This window comes from Brevundimonas abyssalis TAR-001, assembly GCF_000466985.1.
Classification (GTDB): domain Bacteria; phylum Pseudomonadota; class Alphaproteobacteria; order Caulobacterales; family Caulobacteraceae; genus Brevundimonas; species Brevundimonas abyssalis.
In genome coordinates, this window is record NZ_BATC01000027.1 from 17,058 (window position 1) to 34,446 (window position 17,389).

Annotated in this window: 14 protein-coding genes and 3 pseudogenes; 9 read left to right on the forward strand and 8 right to left on the reverse strand. The window is 69.4% G+C overall.

Going from position 1 to position 17,389, the window contains the following annotated elements:
* Window positions 1–2 precede the first annotated feature (2 nt).
* From MBEBAB_RS08415 to MBEBAB_RS08430, 4 genes are all read right to left on the reverse strand, one after another.
* On the reverse strand, window positions 3–209 hold the full coding sequence (locus MBEBAB_RS08415; protein WP_021697539.1) for a twin transmembrane helix small protein: 207 nt from the start codon (window positions 207–209) through the stop codon (window positions 3–5).
* Window positions 210–241: 32 nt separating this feature from the next.
* Window positions 242–1,891: a M28 family metallopeptidase gene (locus MBEBAB_RS08420; RefSeq protein WP_021697540.1), complete on the reverse strand. Its 1,650-nt coding sequence runs from the start codon at window positions 1,889–1,891 to the stop codon at window positions 242–244.
* Between the two features lie 77 nt (window positions 1,892–1,968).
* A complete protein-coding gene (locus MBEBAB_RS08425; RefSeq protein ID WP_021697541.1) occupies window positions 1,969–3,180 on the reverse strand; it encodes a BaiN/RdsA family NAD(P)/FAD-dependent oxidoreductase in 1,212 nt (403 codons plus the stop codon).
* 2 nt (window positions 3,181–3,182) lie between these two features.
* A complete protein-coding gene (locus MBEBAB_RS08430) occupies window positions 3,183–4,484 on the reverse strand; it encodes an SLC13 family permease (protein WP_021697542.1) in 1,302 nt (433 codons plus the stop codon).
* Window positions 4,485–4,573: 89 nt separating this feature from the next.
* Between MBEBAB_RS08430 and MBEBAB_RS08435 the strand changes: the two genes are divergently transcribed.
* Complete coding sequence (locus MBEBAB_RS08435; protein ID WP_021697543.1) at window positions 4,574–5,428, forward strand: hypothetical protein; 855 nt, start codon at window positions 4,574–4,576, stop codon at window positions 5,426–5,428.
* A 69-nt stretch (window positions 5,429–5,497) separates the two neighbouring features.
* Window positions 5,498–5,974 (forward strand): transcription elongation factor GreA, encoded by a 477-nt coding sequence (gene greA / locus MBEBAB_RS08440; protein WP_021697544.1) that lies wholly within the window; start codon window positions 5,498–5,500, stop codon window positions 5,972–5,974.
* A 160-nt stretch (window positions 5,975–6,134) separates the two neighbouring features.
* On the opposite strand, the gene MBEBAB_RS08445 is transcribed toward greA, so the two are convergent.
* Both MBEBAB_RS08445 and MBEBAB_RS08450 read right to left on the reverse strand, forming a co-directional pair.
* Window positions 6,135–6,548, reverse strand: coding sequence for a DUF1801 domain-containing protein (locus MBEBAB_RS08445; protein ID WP_021697545.1), 414 nt, complete (start codon window positions 6,546–6,548; stop codon window positions 6,135–6,137).
* Between the two features lie 27 nt (window positions 6,549–6,575).
* Window positions 6,576–8,123, reverse strand: a complete 1,548-nt coding sequence (locus MBEBAB_RS08450) for a bifunctional GNAT family N-acetyltransferase/carbon-nitrogen hydrolase family protein (protein WP_021697546.1) — start codon at window positions 8,121–8,123, stop codon at window positions 6,576–6,578.
* Window positions 8,124–8,229: 106 nt separating this feature from the next.
* On the opposite strand from MBEBAB_RS08450, the pseudogene hslU reads away from it, so the two are divergent.
* A pseudogene (gene hslU, locus MBEBAB_RS08455) lies at window positions 8,230–9,530 on the forward strand (ATP-dependent protease ATPase subunit HslU).
* Window positions 9,531–9,533: 3 nt separating this feature from the next.
* Here the strand turns inward: hslU and MBEBAB_RS08460 are convergent.
* Window positions 9,534–10,442: an Hsp33 family molecular chaperone gene (locus MBEBAB_RS08460; protein ID WP_021697548.1), complete on the reverse strand. Its 909-nt coding sequence runs from the start codon at window positions 10,440–10,442 to the stop codon at window positions 9,534–9,536.
* A 125-nt stretch (window positions 10,443–10,567) separates the two neighbouring features.
* On the opposite strand from MBEBAB_RS08460, the gene MBEBAB_RS08465 reads away from it, so the two are divergent.
* The 5 genes and pseudogenes from MBEBAB_RS08465 (at window position 10,568) to MBEBAB_RS17560 (ending at window position 16,756) form a co-directional block, all read left to right on the forward strand.
* Window positions 10,568–11,950 (forward strand): SDR family oxidoreductase, encoded by a 1,383-nt coding sequence (locus MBEBAB_RS08465; RefSeq protein ID WP_021697549.1) that lies wholly within the window; start codon window positions 10,568–10,570, stop codon window positions 11,948–11,950.
* Between the two features lie 92 nt (window positions 11,951–12,042).
* On the forward strand, window positions 12,043–13,959 hold the full coding sequence (serA, locus tag MBEBAB_RS18785) for a phosphoglycerate dehydrogenase (protein WP_021697550.1): 1,917 nt from the start codon (window positions 12,043–12,045) through the stop codon (window positions 13,957–13,959).
* A gap of 141 nt (window positions 13,960–14,100) precedes the next feature.
* A pseudogene (locus tag MBEBAB_RS17550) lies at window positions 14,101–14,862 on the forward strand (SGNH/GDSL hydrolase family protein); the annotation flags it as partial.
* Between the two features lie 581 nt (window positions 14,863–15,443).
* Window positions 15,444–15,866, forward strand: coding sequence for an autotransporter domain-containing protein (locus MBEBAB_RS17555; RefSeq protein ID WP_242397129.1), 423 nt, complete (start codon window positions 15,444–15,446; stop codon window positions 15,864–15,866).
* A 584-nt stretch (window positions 15,867–16,450) separates the two neighbouring features.
* Window positions 16,451–16,756, forward strand: coding sequence for a M23 family metallopeptidase (locus MBEBAB_RS17560; RefSeq protein ID WP_021697552.1), 306 nt, complete (start codon window positions 16,451–16,453; stop codon window positions 16,754–16,756).
* Here the strand turns inward: MBEBAB_RS17560 and MBEBAB_RS08485 are convergent.
* Window positions 16,753–17,142, reverse strand: coding sequence for a hypothetical protein (locus MBEBAB_RS08485; RefSeq protein WP_021697553.1), 390 nt, complete (start codon window positions 17,140–17,142; stop codon window positions 16,753–16,755). The genes MBEBAB_RS17560 and MBEBAB_RS08485 overlap by 4 nt on opposite strands.
* A 120-nt stretch (window positions 17,143–17,262) precedes the next feature.
* Here MBEBAB_RS08485 and MBEBAB_RS17565 point away from each other — a divergent pair.
* Window positions 17,263–17,389: pseudogene (locus MBEBAB_RS17565) on the forward strand (ABC transporter ATP-binding protein); the annotation flags it as partial.

Below are 17,389 nucleotides of genomic sequence, written 5' to 3' on the forward strand. Positions count from 1 at the left end.
GGTCAGCCTCCGTTCTGGGACTTCCACCACATGCCCGCCACCAGCAGGATGATGGCGACAGCCTGAAGCGCCACACGCAGGCGCATCAGCTTGTTGGAATGGGATCGGGCGAACTCGCCGCCGCGATAGAGCGAATAGATGCCCATGAGCAGGGTTACGGCCACGGCGCCGATGGCCAGCAGGATCAGGATGTCGAACACGTTTTCCATGACCCGGTTCTACGCGCCCCCGTGACGACGCGCTAGCGACGCGACGCCGCGGAGGACTGGCGCACCGCCTCGAACTCGTCGCCCTCGGTCCATCCGGGCCAAAGGTCCGAGTTGGCCAGTTCGGCCCCCACATCAAATAGCAGCTGAACATTGGCGGCGGCCGCGCCCATGGTCCAGGTCTCGTCCCACTCGTCGGACGGCTGGTGATAGCGGTTCTGCACATAGTCGCGGCTGGCGTCGTTGTGGCCGGTGAAGTCCGCCGCCGCGAACAGGGCGGGCACGCCCCGGCGCGCCAGGGGGAAATGGTCAGAGCGGTAGAAGGCGCCGGCGTGGGGCGCGGGATCAGGGATGACCGTGCGGCCCGCGGCCTGGACATGGCGTTCGAGAATGGCGTCCAGCTCGCTCTTGCCCGGGCCGATGATGACCACCTGCGGGTCGATGTGGTCGCCAGGCAGGAAGGAGTCCATGTTGATGTTAGCCACCGTGGTCTCCAGCGGCGACAGCGGATTGACCGCATAATACTCGGCGCCCAGCAGGCCTGGCTCCTCAGCCGCCCAGGCCATGAAGACCACCGAGCGTTCCGGCGCCGGGCCTTCTGCGAACAGCCGGGCCAGCTCCAGCAGGGCGGCCAGGCCCGTCGCATTGTCCACCGCGCCGTTATAGATGTCGTCGCCGTCCGCATCGGGCGTGGCGCGGCCGAAGGCGTCCCAGTGGGCGCCGTAGATGATCGTCTCGTCCGGCCGCGCGGCGCCGTCCACGCGGGCCACCACGTTCTGCGTCTCGATGCGGTCCACGGTCTGGCGGAAGTCCACGGACAGGGTGACGCCGTCCAGCTCGACCGGCTGGAAGTCGCGCTGCTGGGCGGCGGCCTTGAGCGTGTTGAAATCCAGACCGGCCTGTTCCAGCAGGGCCTCGGCCTGTTCGCGCTGGATCCAGCCCTGGAAGGGCGCGCGGTCGGCGTTCGGGTCTTCGCGCACGATGTCCAGCTTGGGCGCGGGGGCGGAGTTCTGGAGCACGCTCCAGCCGTAGCCGGCGCCGGAATCCTCGTGGATCACCAGCACCCCGGCCGCGCCCTGACGCGCCGCCTCCTGGAATTTGTAGACCCAGCGGCCGTAGAAGGTCATGGCGTTCCCGTCGAACAGGCCCGCCGTGGGGTGATCCTCGGGGACCTCGAAGTCCGGGTCGTTGACCAGAACCACCATGATCTTGCCGGTCAGGTCGACGCCCTTGAAGTCGTCCCAGTCGCGCTCCGGCGCGCTGACGCCGTAGCCCACGAAGACCAGCGGGGCGTCGGTGACGGTGATGCGGGTCTCGGGCCGGTCGCTGCTGACCAGAATGTCGGGGCCGCGCTCAAGGGTGCGGGTCCAGCCGTCGGCGGCTGCGGTGATGGTGGCGGGGCCGTCCTGGGCCGTGCGGCTGAGGGGGACGGTCTGGATCCACTGGCCATCGGGGCCGCCGGGCTGCAGGCCGAGAGCCCGGAACTGCTCCACCAGATAGTCGACCGTGGGCTGCTCGCCGGGACCGGCGGGGCCGCGCCCCTGAAAATCGTCGGAGGCGAGAACCCGGACGTAGTCGTTCATGCGGGCGGCGTCGACCGCGATCTCGGGCCTTTCCGACGACTGGGCGCAGGCGGCCAGCAGGGCGGCGGAAAGTACGGGAAGGAGGGCGCGGCGCAGGGACATGAGGGACTCCGGTCCGGTCAGGGATCAGTCCCAAGGCTGCCTGCCGGGACCGGCGGAGTCGACCCCGGCGGCGGAATTCAGCCCAGCCAGTCCGCCGCGCCGAGGCCCGCCGCGCGGCCCGTGGCGAAGCAGCCCTGCAGAAGATAACCGCCGGTGGGGGCCTCCCAGTCCAGCATCTCGCCCGCCACGAAGACGCCGGGCAGGGCCGTCAGCATCAGGCGCTCGTCCACCGCGTCCCACGCGATCCCTCCGGCGGTGGAGATGGCCCGGTCCAGCCCCTGCACGCTGGTCAGGATCAGGGGCGCGGCCTTGATGAGCGAGGCGAGTGCGGCCGGGTCGTCTGCCGGGTTGGGGGGCAGGCCGTCGCCGGTTTCGCGCAGCAGGCCGATGGCGGCGGGCGACAGGCCGGCGGCCTTTCTCAGGTGGTTGGACAGGGACCGGGACCCGCGCGGGCGGGCCAGCCGGTCGGTCAGGGCCGCGAGGCTCAGATCCGGTTTCAGGTCGATGGTCAGGACGGCGCGGGCGTCGCGCTCCACGGCGTCGCGCAGGGGGGCGGACAGGGCGTAGACCGCCCCGCCCTCCAGCCCGTAGGCGGCGATCATGGCCTCGCCGCGCACGGTGCGGCCGTCGAAGGTGAAGGCGGCGCCCTTCAGCGGCTGGCCCGCGAACCGCTCAACGAAGGTCGGACTCCAGTCGGCCAGAAAGCCGCTGTTGGCCGGGCGGAAGGGGGTCACGGGCACGCCGCGCGCGCTCAGCCGGCCGGCCCAGTCGCCGGTCGACCCCAGACGTGGCCAGCTGGCGCCGCCCAGGGCGAGCACCACGGCGTCGGGGGCCTCGGCGCGTTCGCCGTCCGGCCCGGCGATGATCAGGCGGCCCTGGTCATCCCAGCCGCGCCAGTCCTGCCGCGTGCGGATCTCCACGCCCTGTTCGGCGAGGCGGGCCAGCCACGCGCGCAGCAGTGGCGAGGCCTTCATGGCGCGGGGGAAGATGCGGCCGCTGCTGCCGGTGAAGACCGGCTGGCCCAGCGCCTCGGCCCAGGCGGTCAGGGCGGCGGGCGGGAAGGCGTCGATGCCGGGCTGGAGCCGGGTGCGCGCGTCGCCGTAGCGGCCCATGAACGGGCCGATCGGTTCGGAGTGGGTGAGGTTCAGCCCGCCACGCCCGGCCATGAGGAATTTGCGCGCGACCGAGGGCATGCGCTCCAGCACCGTGACGGCGTGTCCACGTTGGGCCAGCGTTTCGGCGGCCATGAGGCCGGCGGGTCCGGCGCCGATGACGGTGACACGCGCCATGATCAGAAGGGGAAGACCAGCGGGATGACCAGACCGCCGACCACCCAGGTGATCAGGTTCATGGGCAGGCCCACCCGCACGAAGTCCATGTAACTGTAGCGGCCGATCTGGAAGACCAGCACATTGGTCTGGTAGCCGAACGGGGTGGCGAAGGCGGCGCTGGCGGCCATCATCACCGCGACGATGAAGGGCCGCGCGTCCACTCCCAGGCTGTCGGCGAGGGCCACGGCAAGCGGCGTCAGCAGCACCGCCACGGCGGCGTTGGACAGCACCTCGGTGCACAACAGGACGAAGCCGTAGAGCAGGAACAGGGCGCCCCATGGCCCCAGCGGCTGGATCAGGCCGATCAGCCCGCCGGTGACGGTGGAGGCCAGGCCCGTGACCTCGAACGACAGGCCCACCACCACCATGCCCGCGATCAGCAGCAGCACCTCGGGACGCAGGCCCCGGTAGGCCTCGTCGGCGTTGATGGTGCCCAGCAGGACCAGCAGAACGGCGCCGGCGAAGGCCGAGGCGGCGATGGGCGCCCAGCCCATGGCCGCGACGATCACCACGCCCACGAACACCCCCGCCGAGACCAAGGCGCGGGTCAGGTCCAGAGGCCTGTGCTTGGCGAACAGCTCGGAGTCGCCCACATAGACGACGCCCGAATCCGCCTGATCCTGATCGGCATCGTCGCTCTCGTCACCCGCGTGTTTGGCCAGGGTCCGGCCGCCCAGCAGGAACAGATAGGCCGCCCCGGCGGCGCCGATCACCAGGGCCACCGGGGTGATCTCGAAGATGCCGAAGCCGGGCTGGCCGGCGTTCCTGGCCATGTCGTTGACCAACAGGTTGGTGGACGTGCCGATCAGGGTGCAGGCCCCGCCCATGATGGTCAGGTAGGACAGGGGGATCAGATAGCGCTTGGGTGAATGCCCCAGCGACTGGGCCATGTCGCGCACCACCGGTGCGGCCAGCACCACGATGGGGGTGTTGTTCAGGAAGGCCGAGCCCGCGCCGCACAGGCCCATGGCCAGCCACAGGCCCAGGGCGCCAATTCGGCGGCACAGGATGACACCGCGCTGGATGACCCAGTCCAGAAGACCCGACAGCTCGATGGCGTAGGCGATGACGAACAGTGAGGCCAGGGTGATGATCGCCGGGCTGGCGAAGGCGCCCTGCACCTCCACCGGGCGGATCACGCCGGTGGCCAGCAGCGCCGCGGCGCCGGTCAGGGCCACCACGTCGGCGCGCACCTTGCCATGGATCAGGGCGGCCACGACGGCCGCCAGAATCACCAAGGCGAGCAGTTGATCGAAGGTCATGGGATCAGGACACAGACCCGAAGCCCCGCGTCAACACTCCGTTGCGTGATCACACTGTTGCAACGCCAAGTCTGTGCTAGGGTTCAGTCATGTCGAGCTCGCCATCCAATTCGAACCGCCTCCGGCTGATCCTGGCGGCGGTTGTGTTCGTGATGATTCTGGGGGCGGCGGGGGTCATGCTGCTGCGTGGCGACCCGACGCCGGACACCCCGGAGCCGACGCCCGAGCCGGAGACGGTCGAGCCGGTCCAGACCCCGACCATCCCCCTGCCGCCGCCGGCCCTGACGCGGGCCCAGCTGCTGGACATGGTCAACCGCGCCACCGCCGCCTATGCGACGGGCGAGGCGGCGCCGGCGAGCGAGGCCGAACTGGCCGGGCGCAATTTCCGAATCCGCATTCCCTTCGGCTGTTTCGGGCCGCGTCAGGCGGGCTCAGACGCCTGGGCCTGGTGGGAGTACGCCGACGAAGGCGCGACCATCCGCCTGTCGGCCCGGCCCGAGAACTGGACCGAGACCGGGTTCGTGGCCCAGCTGGGCGGGGGCCCCTATGACGCGGTCGAGGGCTTCTGGATTCCGCGCCCGTGGATGGCCGGGGACACCTGTCCGCCGATCCGGGTCGATCCGCTGGGCGGCGCCCCCGCCGCCTCGCCCCAGACCGTGGGCCTGGCGGCCTTCTTCGAAGCCGACAGTTCGCGGGTGGACCAGCGGGGCGGCCGGCCCTGGCAGGCCGCCGTCCGCGCCGCCGAGGGCGAGACCCTGGAGCGGCCCACGGGCTTCCACCTGATCGTCGAGGGGCGTCTGGGCGCCTTCGCCGACGGGCGGCCTGTACGGTGCCAGAGCGCGGGACCGGACCAGAGGCCCCTGTGCGTGGTCCGCATCCGCCGCGACTATGTGGCCTTCGCCCCCATCGGCTCGGACGAGATCATCCAGGAGTGGCGCAGCTGACGGTGGAACCTGTCCGAAGGCTGATCCTTTCCCTGACATGACATTGAAGCACCGCCACCGAGCGCGGCCATGAGCGTCGCCTTCACCCGCGAGGAGGATCTGGAGGCCACGGCCGCCGATCTTCCCGACCGCCCCGTTTCTCCCCACGCCAATCTGGTCACGGCTGACGGCCTGGCCATGATCGACGCCGAACTGGCCGCCGCCCGCGCCGCCTACGCCGCCGCCCAGGCCAAGGGCGACATCGAGGCGGACCGCACCGCCATGGCGCGGGCCACCCGCGACCTGCGCTACTGGTCCGCCCGGCGCGGCAATGCGCAGCTGGTGGAGACGATCCCGGAGGGCGCCGTGCGCTTCGGCGGCTCGGTGGCCATCGCGCGCGAGGACGGCCGGGTGCAGACCTGGCGCATCGTCGGAGAGGACGAGGCCGATCCGGCGAAGGGGTCGGTGTCCCACGTCTCGCCGCTGGCCCGGGCCCTGATGGGCAAGCGGGTCGGCGACATCGCGGTTGTGGCCGGCCAGGACGTTGAAATCACAGCGGTGGACTAGCGCGCTGACCCTGGTCGGATTTCGGACTCCAGCGCGAAAAAACAGGGTCTGAATTGTCTGAATAGTCTGAAATCGTCCTCCCTCCGGCCCGATGGTCACCCATTGTAGGCGGTCTGAAGGGGAGGGGGCGAAAACAGGCGATGGTCCGACCGTGTAAAGCTCACATCTTCTCGCCGGGGAGGCGGGCGGCCTGCGCCACCCAGTCGGCGAACTGCTCTTCATCAAGAGTCCCGTCCTCGGGGACATGCAGGTAGCGAATGTGCACCTGCTTCGACGCCACGGGGGGCAGAGGCTTGAGGTCGGCCCCCCTATGAAAGGCGATCTTTATGTAGCGGTCGAAGCAATGAAAGCTGAGGAACCAGGTCTCGCCGTCCATGCCGTAGAGGGGCGAATTCCACTTCACGGCCTTGCGAACATCGGGGACCGCCCCGGTGATGATCGCGTCGAGGCGGCGGCCCACATCGCTTTTCCAGCCCGGCATGGCGGCGATGTAGGCCTGGACCGGGGCGTCCCCATAGCCCTTGGGAATCTGCGGATTGCCGCCGGAGAGCAGGCGCGGTGACGGATCCGGCATGGTTCATCCTCCCGGCGTGATGACAGCCTAGCCCTTGTCGCTCCACACGGTCTTGTAGAGGTCGAAGCGGCGGTCGCGCAGATTGCGCACCGTGCCCTGGGCCTTGGCCCAAGCGAGGTCGGACAGGTCCAGATCGGCCACGGTCACCGTCTCCACATTCTCGGTCGCCTCGGCGGCGATGCCGTCGCGGGCGAAGGGGAAGTCGCACGGGGTCAGGATGCAGGACTGGGCGTACTGGATGTCCATGTTCTCGACGTTGGGCAGATTGCCCACATTGCCCGACAGGGTGACGTAGCACTGGTTCTCGATGGCCCGGGCCTGGCTGCAGTAGCGGACCCGCAGATAGCCCTGACGGTTGTCGGTGCAGAAGGGCACGAACAGCAGGCGCGCGCCCTCGTCCACCAGCCGTCGCGCCAGTTCGGGGAACTCGGAATCATAGCAGATCAGCACCCCGATCGGGCCGCAGTCGGTGGGGATGGCGTGGACCATGTCGCCGCCCTTGATGTTCCACCAGTGCCGCTCGTTGGGGGTGGGGTGAATCTTCTCCTGGGCGTGGACCGAGCCGTCGCGCAGGAAGACGTAGGCGACATTCTGGATCTCGCCGTCGTCGGTGCGGGTGGGATGCGAGCCGCCGATGATGTTGATGTTGTAGCTGATGGCCAGCTTGGACATCTCCTCCACGAACCGCGGCGTGTAGCGGGTCAGGGCCTCGATGGACTCCGCCGGGTTCAGCTTCTTCTCCTCCAGCGCCAGCAGCTGGAGGGTGAACAGCTCCGGGAACACCACGAAGTCCGATCGGTAGTCCGCCGTCACGTCGACGAAATATTCGACGTTGTGCATGAAGTCCTCGAACGAGGTCACCCGCCGCGCCTGGAACTGCACCGTGGCCACGCGCACGTTTTCCTTGGAGGCGAACACCGCGCCCTTGGCGCCGCGCTCTTCGGGGTAATAGGGATTGCGCCAGATCATGTGGGTGGCGTGGCCCATGGATTGGCGGTCGGCGGGCAGATAGTCCTTCAGCACCCCGATGGGCTCGAAGCCGGCCCGCAGGTGGAAGGCGACCACCGGGTCCTTGGCCTTTCGCGCCGTGACCGCATCCAGATAGTCCTCGGGCGAGGGGAAGGTCTTCTTCCTGCGGTCCAGCCCCGGCATGCGTCCGCCGAAGACGATGCCCTTCAGCTCCAGATGCTCGCACAGCTCCCGCCGGGCGTCGTACAGGCGCTGGCCGATGCGCAGGCGCCGCGCGTCCGGATCGACGCACACCTCCATGCCGTAAAGCCACTCGCCGTTGGGGTCATGGCGCGAGGCGTAGCCGCCGCCGGTGATCTCGTCCCAGGTGTGGGGCCCCATGGCGGTCTTCTCGTCGATCTGGAAGCCGGCGGCGTAGCCCACCAGGTCGCCCTCGTATTCGACGATGAACTGACCCTGGGGGAATGCGGCCACCTGGCCCTGCAGCATGCCGCGGGTGTAGCCGCTGTTGCCGTAGACGCGCTGGACCAGGTCGTAGATGCGCGGCACGTCCTTCAGGGTCGGATTGCGAATTTCGATGAGGGCGGTGCGAGCGGTTTTGGTCATGGGACTCCAGATGGGCGGCGTTCATTATCAGCCAGCTTAACCGTTCAGCGGCGGGTTGGATGCATCACCCCTCCCGTTGCGCTTCCACAGCGCCTATGTGAAGGCCATGACCGACCTTTCCCCCCGCGAAATCGTTTCCGAACTCGATCGTTTCATCGTGGGCCAGCACGACGCCAAGCGCGCCGTGGCCGTGGCCCTGCGCAACCGCTGGCGCCGCAAGCGCGCGCCCGAGGACATCCGCGACGAGATCACCCCCAAGAACATCCTGATGATCGGCCCCACGGGCGTGGGCAAGACCGAGATCGCCCGGCGTCTGGCCCGGCTGGCCGGCTCGCCCTTCCTGAAGGTGGAAGCCACCAAATTCACCGAGGTGGGCTATGTGGGCCGCGATGTGGACCAGATCATGCGCGATCTGGTGGAGGCCGCCCTGGTTATGGTGCGCGACGACCGCCGCGCGGGGGTGAAGGCCAAGGCCGAAGCCGCCGCCGAGGACCGCATCCTCGACGCCCTGGTGGGGCCGGGCTCGCAGCCGGCCACCCGCGACGCCTTCAAGAAGAAGCTGCGCGCGGGCGAGATGGACGACAAGGAGATCGAGCTGGCGCTGGCGGACACCACCTCGCCGTTCCAGAACATCGATCTGCCCGGCGGGGCGGGCATGGGGGTGCTGAACCTGTCCGAAATGCTGGGCAAGATGGGCGGCGGCAAGACCAAGCCCGTCAAGCTGAAGGTCCGCGACGCCTGGGCGCCCCTGATCACCGAGGAAAGCGACAAGCTGCTGGATCAGGACAGCCTGACCCGCGAGGCGGTGATGCTGGCCGAGAACGAGGGCATCGTCTTCCTGGACGAGATCGACAAGGTGGCGGCGAAGTCCGACCGCTCGGGCGCCGACGTCAGCCGCGAAGGAGTCCAGCGCGACCTGCTGCCCCTGATCGAGGGGACCACCGTTTCAACCAAATACGGGCCGGTGAAGTCCGACCACGTGCTGTTCATCGCCTCGGGCGCGTTCCATGTGGCCAAGCCCTCGGACCTGCTGCCCGAGCTGCAGGGGCGCCTGCCCATCCGGGTCGAGCTGAAGGCCCTGACCCGCGACGACTTCAAGCGCATCCTGACCGAGCCCGAGGCCAATCTGATCCGTCAGAACCAGGCCCTGCTGGCGGCCGAGGACGTGACCCTGGTGTTCACCGAGGACGCGTCGAGGCCATGGCCGACGCGGCGGTGGCCGCCAACGGCGCGGTGGAGAACATCGGCGCGCGGCGTCTGGTCACCGTGATCGAACGGGTGCTGGAGGAGACCAGCTTCAAGGCGTCCGACCTGTCGGGCCAGACCCTGACCTTCGACGGCGAGATGGTGCGCGACAAGGTCGGCGATCTTGCGAAGAACGCCGACCTCAGTCGCTTCATTCTCTGATCGTCAGACGCTCTCGGGTTCGATCTCGTAGGTGGTCGAGCAATATTCGCAGGTGACGCGGATCTTGCCGTCCTCCTCGACCATTTCGGCGCGCTGGTCCTCGGGGAAGGACCGCAGCATGCCGGTGACGCGCTCGGGGGTGCATCGACAGACGGCGGCCAGCGGCAGGGGATCTTCCAGCCGCACGCCGTCCTCGTGGAACAGGCGGAACAGCAGGGTCTCGGCGCTGATGGTCGGATCGACCAGTTCGTCGTCGCCCAGGGTGGCGAACAGGGCGCGGGTGCGGTCCCACACCTCTTCGGTGGAGCCGCGGGCGTCGTCGCCGGCGATCAGCTGGATCATGGCCCCGCCCGCGCGCCAGCTTTCGCCGGCCGCGGTGATGACGCGGCCGACGCCGAGGTTGACGCGGGTCGGCACCTGTTCGGACTGGGCGAAATAGGTCTCGGCGCACAGGGCCAGGGTCTCGCCCTCGATGGGGGTGACGCCCTGGTGACGCGCCATGTGCTCACCCTGGTCCAGGGTCATGATGAAGACGCCGTCGCCCAGCAGGGACTTGGCGCCGGGCCGGGCGAAGCCCTTCGACGCCTCTGCCACCTCGTCGGGGTCGAAGCGGCAGTAGCCGCGCAGGGTCCCGGCGGTGTCGTAGTCGGCGACCACGTAGCGGACGGGGCCGTTTCCCTGGGCCTGGACGATCAGGCGACCCTGGAATTTCAGGCTGGAGCCCACCAGGGCGGCCAGGGCGCAGGCTTCGCCCAGCAGGGCGGCCACCGGCTCGGGATAGTCATGGGCCGACAGGATGGCGTCCACGGCCGGGCCCATTCGGACCAGACGGCCGCGCACGGGCCAGCCCTCGATCTGGAAGGCGGCGGCCAGGTCGTCTGGATGGGCGGAAAGGGGCGCGGCGGCGCTCACGGCGTCAAATCCTCTGGTTGTCGACGGACGGCGTCAGATAGTGTGTTCATGTCCTCATGATAAGAGGGCGGAACCCGCCGGTTGGGCGGGCCGTTCCGATTTCGACCCGTGCATCAAGGCCATCCATGTCCCGCAGACCCAAGCTGAAGCCCCTTTCGAAGCAGGCCATCGTCATCACCGGCGCCACCTCCGGCATCGGCCTGGCCACGGCCCGTAGGGCGGCGAAGGCGGGGGCCTGCGTGTTTCTGATCGCGCGAAGCGAGACCGATCTGAAGGCCCTGTGCGAGGAGATTCAGGCCGAGGGCGGGCGCTGCGCCTATGCGGTGGCGGACGTGGCGGACCATGACGCCCTGGCCGAGGCGGCCGAGAATTGCACCCGGCTGTTCGGCGGGTTCGACACCTGGGTGAACAATGCGGGGGTCTCCATCTACGGCCCCATCCGCGAGACGACGCTTGAGGACCACAAGCGGCTGTTCGACACCAACTACTGGGGCGTGGTGAACGGCTCGATCATAGCGGTGGAGCATCTGCGGGCCCGGCCCGGCGGCGGCGCGATCATCAATGTGGGCTCGACCCTGTCCGACGCGCCGTTCCCGGTGCAGGGGCTGTATGCGGCGTCCAAGCACGCGGTGAAGGGCTTCACCAACGCCCTGCGCATCGAGATGCTGCGCGAGGGGGCGCCGGTGAAGGTGTCGCTGGTCAAGCCCGCGGCGGTGGATACGCCCTATCCCCGACACGCCCGCAACCTGACCGGCGAGGCGGTGCGTAATCCCCAGCCGGTCTATGCCGGCCATGTGGTGGCCGAGGCCATCCTGCACTGCGCGACCCATTCGACGCGGGAAATCACGGTGGGCGGGAGCGCATCGGTCCTGGCTGCGTTCTATGCGATGTTCCCCGGTGTGGCGGAACCGCTGCTGGCGCGCTTCGGACCCTCGATGATGCGTGATCGGCGCGCCGATTATCAGACCTATGACGACGGGCTCTATGACCCGACGGAGGACGGTCTCTATGAAGAGGTTCATTATCCCATGGTTCGACAGTCCAGCCTTCTGGCCCAGGCCCGCATGCACCCCGGCATCACCGGAGGCGGGCTGGCCCTGATCGCCCTGGCCGGCGTCGCGGCCGTGCTTCTGACCCAGCGCAGCGGCCCGACCCGCTATGAGCGCCTGCGCGCGCGGGTCGATCCGCGCAACTGGCGCCGCCAGCCCAGCATGGGCGATCGCCTGGGCCGCTGGACCGACCGGGTGCGCGACGACGCCGAGGACTGGAGCGGACGCGCCGCCAAGGACGCCCGACGCTGGTTCGATCGCGCCGCCGACGCCTTCCCCGCCGAAGAGATCGAGGCCGGGGCCCGCAAGACCGGGCGCATGGCCCGGGACGGCGCGGTGCGCACCGGCCGCTTCGCCAAGGACCACGCCCGCGAGGGCGGGGCGCTTCTGGCGCTGGCCACCATCGCGGCCGCCGTGGGCGCCGCGGCGCTGGAGCACCACCGCGCGCAGGACCGCTGAGCGCTCGCTAGAGAAAAAAATGCCCCGGACTCGCCTGAAATAGGGGCGTCCGTGCATTGCTGCACCCGCGAAGGGGCGGCTAAAGAAACGGAATGAACGCTTCGCCGTCTTCCGCTTCCGCAGCCGCCCCTTTCGTCGTGCTGGATTTCGACTCCACCCTGGTCAAGGTGGAGACGCTGGATGCGCTGGCCGACATGGTGCTGAGCGAATCCGTGGAGGCCGACGCCATCCGCACCCGGGTGGCGCGGCTGACCGACCAGGCCATGGCCGGGGACATCGACTTCGGCGAGGCGCTGAAGCGGCGGCTGGAGCTGCTGCAGCTGACGCGAACCCATGTGGAGGCGCTGGCCGACCGCATCCTGGGCGAACTGACGCCATCGGTGCGCCGCAACGGGCGCTTCTTCGCCGAGAACGCGGATCGCATCATCATCGTCTCGGGCGGGTTCCGCGAGGTCATCGCCCCGGTGGCCGCCGAGCTGGGCGTAGCGCCCGAGCGGGTGCTGGCCAACGACCTGATCTATGACGACGAGGGCCGGGTCACCGGCGTGGACGAGGCCAACCCGCTGTCGCGCGAGGGGGGCAAGGCAGAGGCGCTGAAGGCGCTGAACCTGCCGGGGCCGGTGATCCTGATCGGCGACGGCTGGAACGACGCGGTGATGAAGCAGGCCGGGGTCGTGGACCGGTTCTACGCCTTCACGGAAGTCGTGCGGCGCGAGCCGGTGGTGGCGGCGGCGGACGCCGAGGCGCGCTCGCTGGACGAGGTGCTGCACGCCGAGGGCCTGAGCGGGCGCTGGTCGTTTCCGCGCAGCCGCATGAAGATCCTGCTGCTGGAGAACATCCACCCCCTGGCCGTGCAGCGGCTGCGTGAGGAGGGATACTCGGTCGAGACCCTCAAGGGGGCGCTGGACGAGGACGCCCTGATCGAGCGGATCAGGGGCGTGCATGTGCTGGGCGTGCGCTCCAAGACCAATGTGTCGGCGCGGGTGCTGGAGGCGGCGGACAAGCTGATGGCCGTGGCGGCCTTCTGCATCGGCACCAACCAGATCGATCTGGAGGCGGCGGCCGACCGGGGCGTGGCGGCGTTCAACGCGCCCTATTCAAACACCCGCTCGGTGGTGGAGCTGGCCATCGGGCTTACGGTCACCCTTATGCGCGACGTGGTCGACAAGTCCGCCGCCATGCACCGGGGCGCGTGGAACAAGTCGGCGACGGGCTCTCGCGAGCTGCGCGGCAAGACTCTGGGCATCGTGGGCTACGGCGCCATCGGCTCGCAGCTGTCGGTGCTGGCCGAGGCCCTGGGCATGAGGGTGGTGTTCTACGACGTGGTCGAGCGGCTGGCGCTGGGCAATGCGCGGCGGCTGCGGTCGCTGGACGCCCTGCTGGCCGAGGCGGACGTGGTCAGCCTGCATGTGGACGGGCGCCAGTCGAACACCAATCTGATGGGGCCGCAGCAGTTCGCGCGCATGAAGCCGGGCGCCCTGCTGCTGAACCTGTCGCGGGGGCACGTGGTGGATATCGGGGCGCTGGCCCAGGCGCTGGGCTCGGGCCGGGTGGCCGGGGCGGCGGTGGACGTGTTCCCCGAGGAGCCGCGCACCAATGACGACCCGTTCGATAGTCCGCTGATGGGGCTGAAGAACGTCATTCTGACGCCGCACATCGGCGGCTCGACCGAGGAGGCCCAGGAAGCCATCGCCGACTTCGCCGCCGAGCGGGTGCTGGGCTATCTGAACCGGGGCGACACCACATTCAGCGTCAACCTGCCCAACGTCCAGCTGGCCGACGTCACGGGCGGGCACCGGCTGCTGCACATCCACCGCAATCAGGCAGGCGTGCTGGCGGCCATCAACCGGGTGCTGGCGGACGCGGGGCTGAACATCCTGGCCCAGCACCTGAAGACTGACGAGCACACCGGCTATGTGATCGCCGACGTGGACCGGGATTACGACCGCGCTCTGCTGGCCGACCTGAAGGCCATTCCCGGCACCCTGCGGTTCCGGATTCTGCACTGAAGCTTCCCTAGCGGCATCTTGCGTCCTCCGCTGAGCGGCGCACACTGCCGTTAACGACCGCACACTGACGGTCGAGGGAGGAAGATCATGTCTCGTCAAACCGTTTCGGCGGCCGCGCTCGCCGCTGTTCTGGGCGCCGTGATGCTGGCGCCGTCGCAGGCGCAAGCCCAGTCCTATGACCGTCTGGTCGTGTTCGGCGACAGCCTGAGCGACAACGGCAACCTGTTCGGCTTCACCGGCGGGACGCAGCCCCCGGCGGCGTTCTACTGGCAGGGGCGGTTCTCGAACGGACGCGTTTTCACCGAGCTGCTGGGCTTTGACGCCACGGGCTTCGGCACGACCGCGGGCAGCGTCAACTACGCCTTTGGCGGCGCGCGCACCGACGCGGCCATGAGCCCGCCGGGCATGCAGGTCCAGCTTCAGGCCTATCTGGCCAACGGCGGGACGTTCGGCTCGGGCGACCTGGTCAGCGTGCTGGGCGGCGCCAACAACATCTTCCAGGCTCTGGGAATGATCAGCACGGTGCCGATGGCCGATCCGCTCGGCTATCTGACGCTGGAATCCATCGACGCGGCAAACGAGATCACCGGGCTGGTGAACGCCATCGCCGGCGCGGGCGCGGGGACGGTGCTGGTCTCGAACCTGCCCAGCCTGGCCGCCACGCCCCAGTTCCGGGGCGGCCCGGCCCAGAATCTGTCGGGGGGCGCGACATCGACCTTCAACGCGGCCCTGAGGCAGGGGCTGTTCACCGCCGCCGCCGCCAACGCGAACAGCAACATCATCCTGATGGATCTGGAGACGGCCTCGGCCTTCTTCGCGGCCAATCCGGGCCTGTTCGGCGTGACCAACGCCACCGACGCCTGCTTCAACCAGACCACCTTCACGGTCTGCGCCAATCCGGACAGCTACTTCTATTTTGACGGGGTCCACCCGACGGCGACGGGGCACCGCGCCCTGGCCAATCTGGCGCTGGACTACATGTACTACGGCGACGCGGGGGCCCAGACCACGGTGCTGGGCGAGACCGCCTTCCGTCACCGCGAGCGGGCGATGGAGGACGGCTCGGCCCGCCTGTCCGGCCGCGAGGGCTGGGTCGAGGGCTCCGGCGGGGTCACCGCCGGGGTCGTCTATGACCAGACCGAATTCGACGCCCGGGGCGCCGTCGCCTCGGCGGAGACCGAGACCTGGGGCGCGCGCTTCCAGCTGGAGGCCGCGCCGTCGTCCAGCTGGCGCTTCGGTCTGGGCGTGGGCTTCGACCAGGGCGACCTGACCGCCGGCCGCCTGGCGGCGGACATCGAAACCGTCAGCGGCGACCTGTGGGCGGGCTGGCGCTCGGGCAATGTGTTCGTCAACGGCGTGGTCGGCGTCTCCAGCGACCGGTTCGACGACATCACCCGCCTGACCGCCCTGACCCCTGTGGTCCACACGGGCAAGACCCGGGCCGTGACCACCGGCGCCGCCTGCAGGCGGGGACCTGGATGGAGATGGGCGGCCTCGCCCTGTCGCCGCGCGCGGCCCTGGCCTGGGTCAGCGCGGATCTGGACGGCTATGTGGAGCAGGGCCCCGCCGCCCGCCACGACATCGCCGACCGCACGGTGGAGGGCGTCACGGCCGAGGTGGCCCTGCGGCTGGAAGGGGGCGGCCCGGCCTTCGGATTCTACGCCGAGGGCGGCTATCGCGATCTGATCAACGACGACGCCGATCCGGTGACGGTCGGCCTGGCCGCCAATCCGGCCCAGGCCCTGTCCACGGCCTTCGACAATCCGCTGTCCCAGCAGGCCATGGTCAATCTGGGAATCACCGCGCGCCTGGGCGAGCGGATGAACCTGGACATCGGCTATCGCGGCCGGTTCGCGGAGGCGGCCGACAGCCACGTGGGGGCGATTACTCTCAGCCTGCCGTTCTGATCGCGCAGGATTGAAGGACAGACGGCGGAGGGCTTCGCGCTCTCCGCCGTTTTTCTGTGAGGGCGCCAAAAGGTTGCGCCAGTGCGGCGGTCTGTCGCACCCGGCGCCCATAAATGGCCCCATCGGCCCCGCACAACGCCCCCTCGATCAGGTCGCCGGCCTCCTGATCGGAGGTTTCGGGTCTCTCGGAGACCCGCGCGGCGATCTTTCCATCGAGCTTTCACGAGCTTGTCACGCCGCCGACGGAGCCGCCGCTTGCGACGACTATTGCCGACTGCGAGGTCTTTCCTCACCCATTCCGGCCAGACCCTGGGTCTGGCGGCCGTCGCCGTGATGGCCATGGCCGCCGCGCCCCAGGCCATGTACGTGGCCGTGGAGGTTGAGAAGCCCGTGGCCGAGCGCCCGATGGCGCCGCCCGTCATCGCCGAGGTGAAGGACATGGGCCCGCCCGTGCGGATCATCGCCTTCGACCTGCCGATAAAGAGCCATCCCATTAATTCGCGCTTCGGAACCGCCGTCTGGCGGGCGAGCCCGGCGCGCGTCATCACGCCGGAGTCGACATCGCCGCGCCCACGGGCACGCCGGTGCTGGCCACGTCCGAGGGCGTGGTCACGGCCGTGGGCTATGACCGGGCGGGCTACGGCCGCTATGTGGAGGTGCGTCACCCCAACGGCCTGCGCAGCTTTTACGCCCACATGAGCGCCGTGGACGTGCAGACCGGCGCCGAGGTGGCGGCGGGCCAGGTCGTCGGCAAGGTGGGCTCCACCGGCTACTCCACCGGACCTCACCTGCATTTCGAGATCCGCCGGGGCGGCGCGCGCCTGAACCCCGCCAACTATCTGGGCCGCGAGTTCGCGGTGCGCATCCCGGGCGACCACGCGCGGGGCTAGGCCGCCGCAGCACCTCCGCGAGCGCCCATCCCCAGGCTCAGGTGGCGCGCTGCGAAGGTCGCGACCGCCATCACCGCCAGCGACAGGGCCGTGAACCAGATCGGGTGGGGCATCAGGACCACCAGGGCGATCACGGACGCCATCATCAGCCCGCCCACGATCAGCGCCGCCCAGTCGACCCGCGCCAGACGCGCGGCCGTCAGGGCGCCCAGAAAGGTGGCGACGCCATAGCCGACGATGACCGCAGCCAGGGTCGGCGCGCCGGGCGCCACGTCCAGCCGCGTGGGCGGCGGCGGCATCAGATAGTGGGCGGTCATCTCCCACAGGCTGGTGATGACGACGGCCAGCACGACCCCCGCCAGCGTCCCCAGAATTCGTCGCAGCACATCCGTCTCCCTAAAAGCCCCGTTCGACAATCCGCCGCCGCGCAAGTCCCGTCAACGGCCACGGTTGGCGGGCGACGGGGAAGCGGGTTAGTCATGGTGTTCGCGAACAGGGGAGGCGGCATGGGTCCGGCGCTCGCACTTACGGATGTCAGCAAGCGGTACGGCGCCTTTCAGGCCGTGCGCGATCTGAGCTTTCAGGTTCCCAAGGGGTCCATCTGCGGTTTTCTGGGGCCGAACGGGGCGGGCA

Coding starts and splice junctions, on each gene's coding strand:
- MBEBAB_RS08465 (WP_021697549.1), top strand. CDS start 10,568: ATGTCCCGCAGACCCAAGCTGAAGCCCCTTTCGAAGCAGGCCATCGTC.
- serA (WP_021697550.1), top strand. CDS start 12,043: ATGAACGCTTCGCCGTCTTCCGCTTCCGCAGCCGCCCCTTTCGTCGTG.
- MBEBAB_RS08445 (WP_021697545.1), bottom strand. CDS start 6,548: ATGCCGGATCCGTCACCGCGCCTGCTCTCCGGCGGCAATCCGCAGATT.
- greA (WP_021697544.1), top strand. CDS start 5,498: ATGAGCGTCGCCTTCACCCGCGAGGAGGATCTGGAGGCCACGGCCGCC.
- MBEBAB_RS08420 (WP_021697540.1), bottom strand. CDS start 1,891: ATGTCCCTGCGCCGCGCCCTCCTTCCCGTACTTTCCGCCGCCCTGCTG.
- MBEBAB_RS08435 (WP_021697543.1), top strand. CDS start 4,574: ATGTCGAGCTCGCCATCCAATTCGAACCGCCTCCGGCTGATCCTGGCG.
- MBEBAB_RS08425 (WP_021697541.1), bottom strand. CDS start 3,180: ATGGCGCGTGTCACCGTCATCGGCGCCGGACCCGCCGGCCTCATGGCC.
- MBEBAB_RS17555 (WP_242397129.1), top strand. CDS start 15,444: ATGGGCGGCCTCGCCCTGTCGCCGCGCGCGGCCCTGGCCTGGGTCAGC.
- MBEBAB_RS08415 (WP_021697539.1), bottom strand. CDS start 209: ATGGAAAACGTGTTCGACATCCTGATCCTGCTGGCCATCGGCGCCGTG.
- MBEBAB_RS08430 (WP_021697542.1), bottom strand. CDS start 4,484: ATGACCTTCGATCAACTGCTCGCCTTGGTGATTCTGGCGGCCGTCGTG.
- MBEBAB_RS08450 (WP_021697546.1), bottom strand. CDS start 8,123: ATGACCAAAACCGCTCGCACCGCCCTCATCGAAATTCGCAATCCGACC.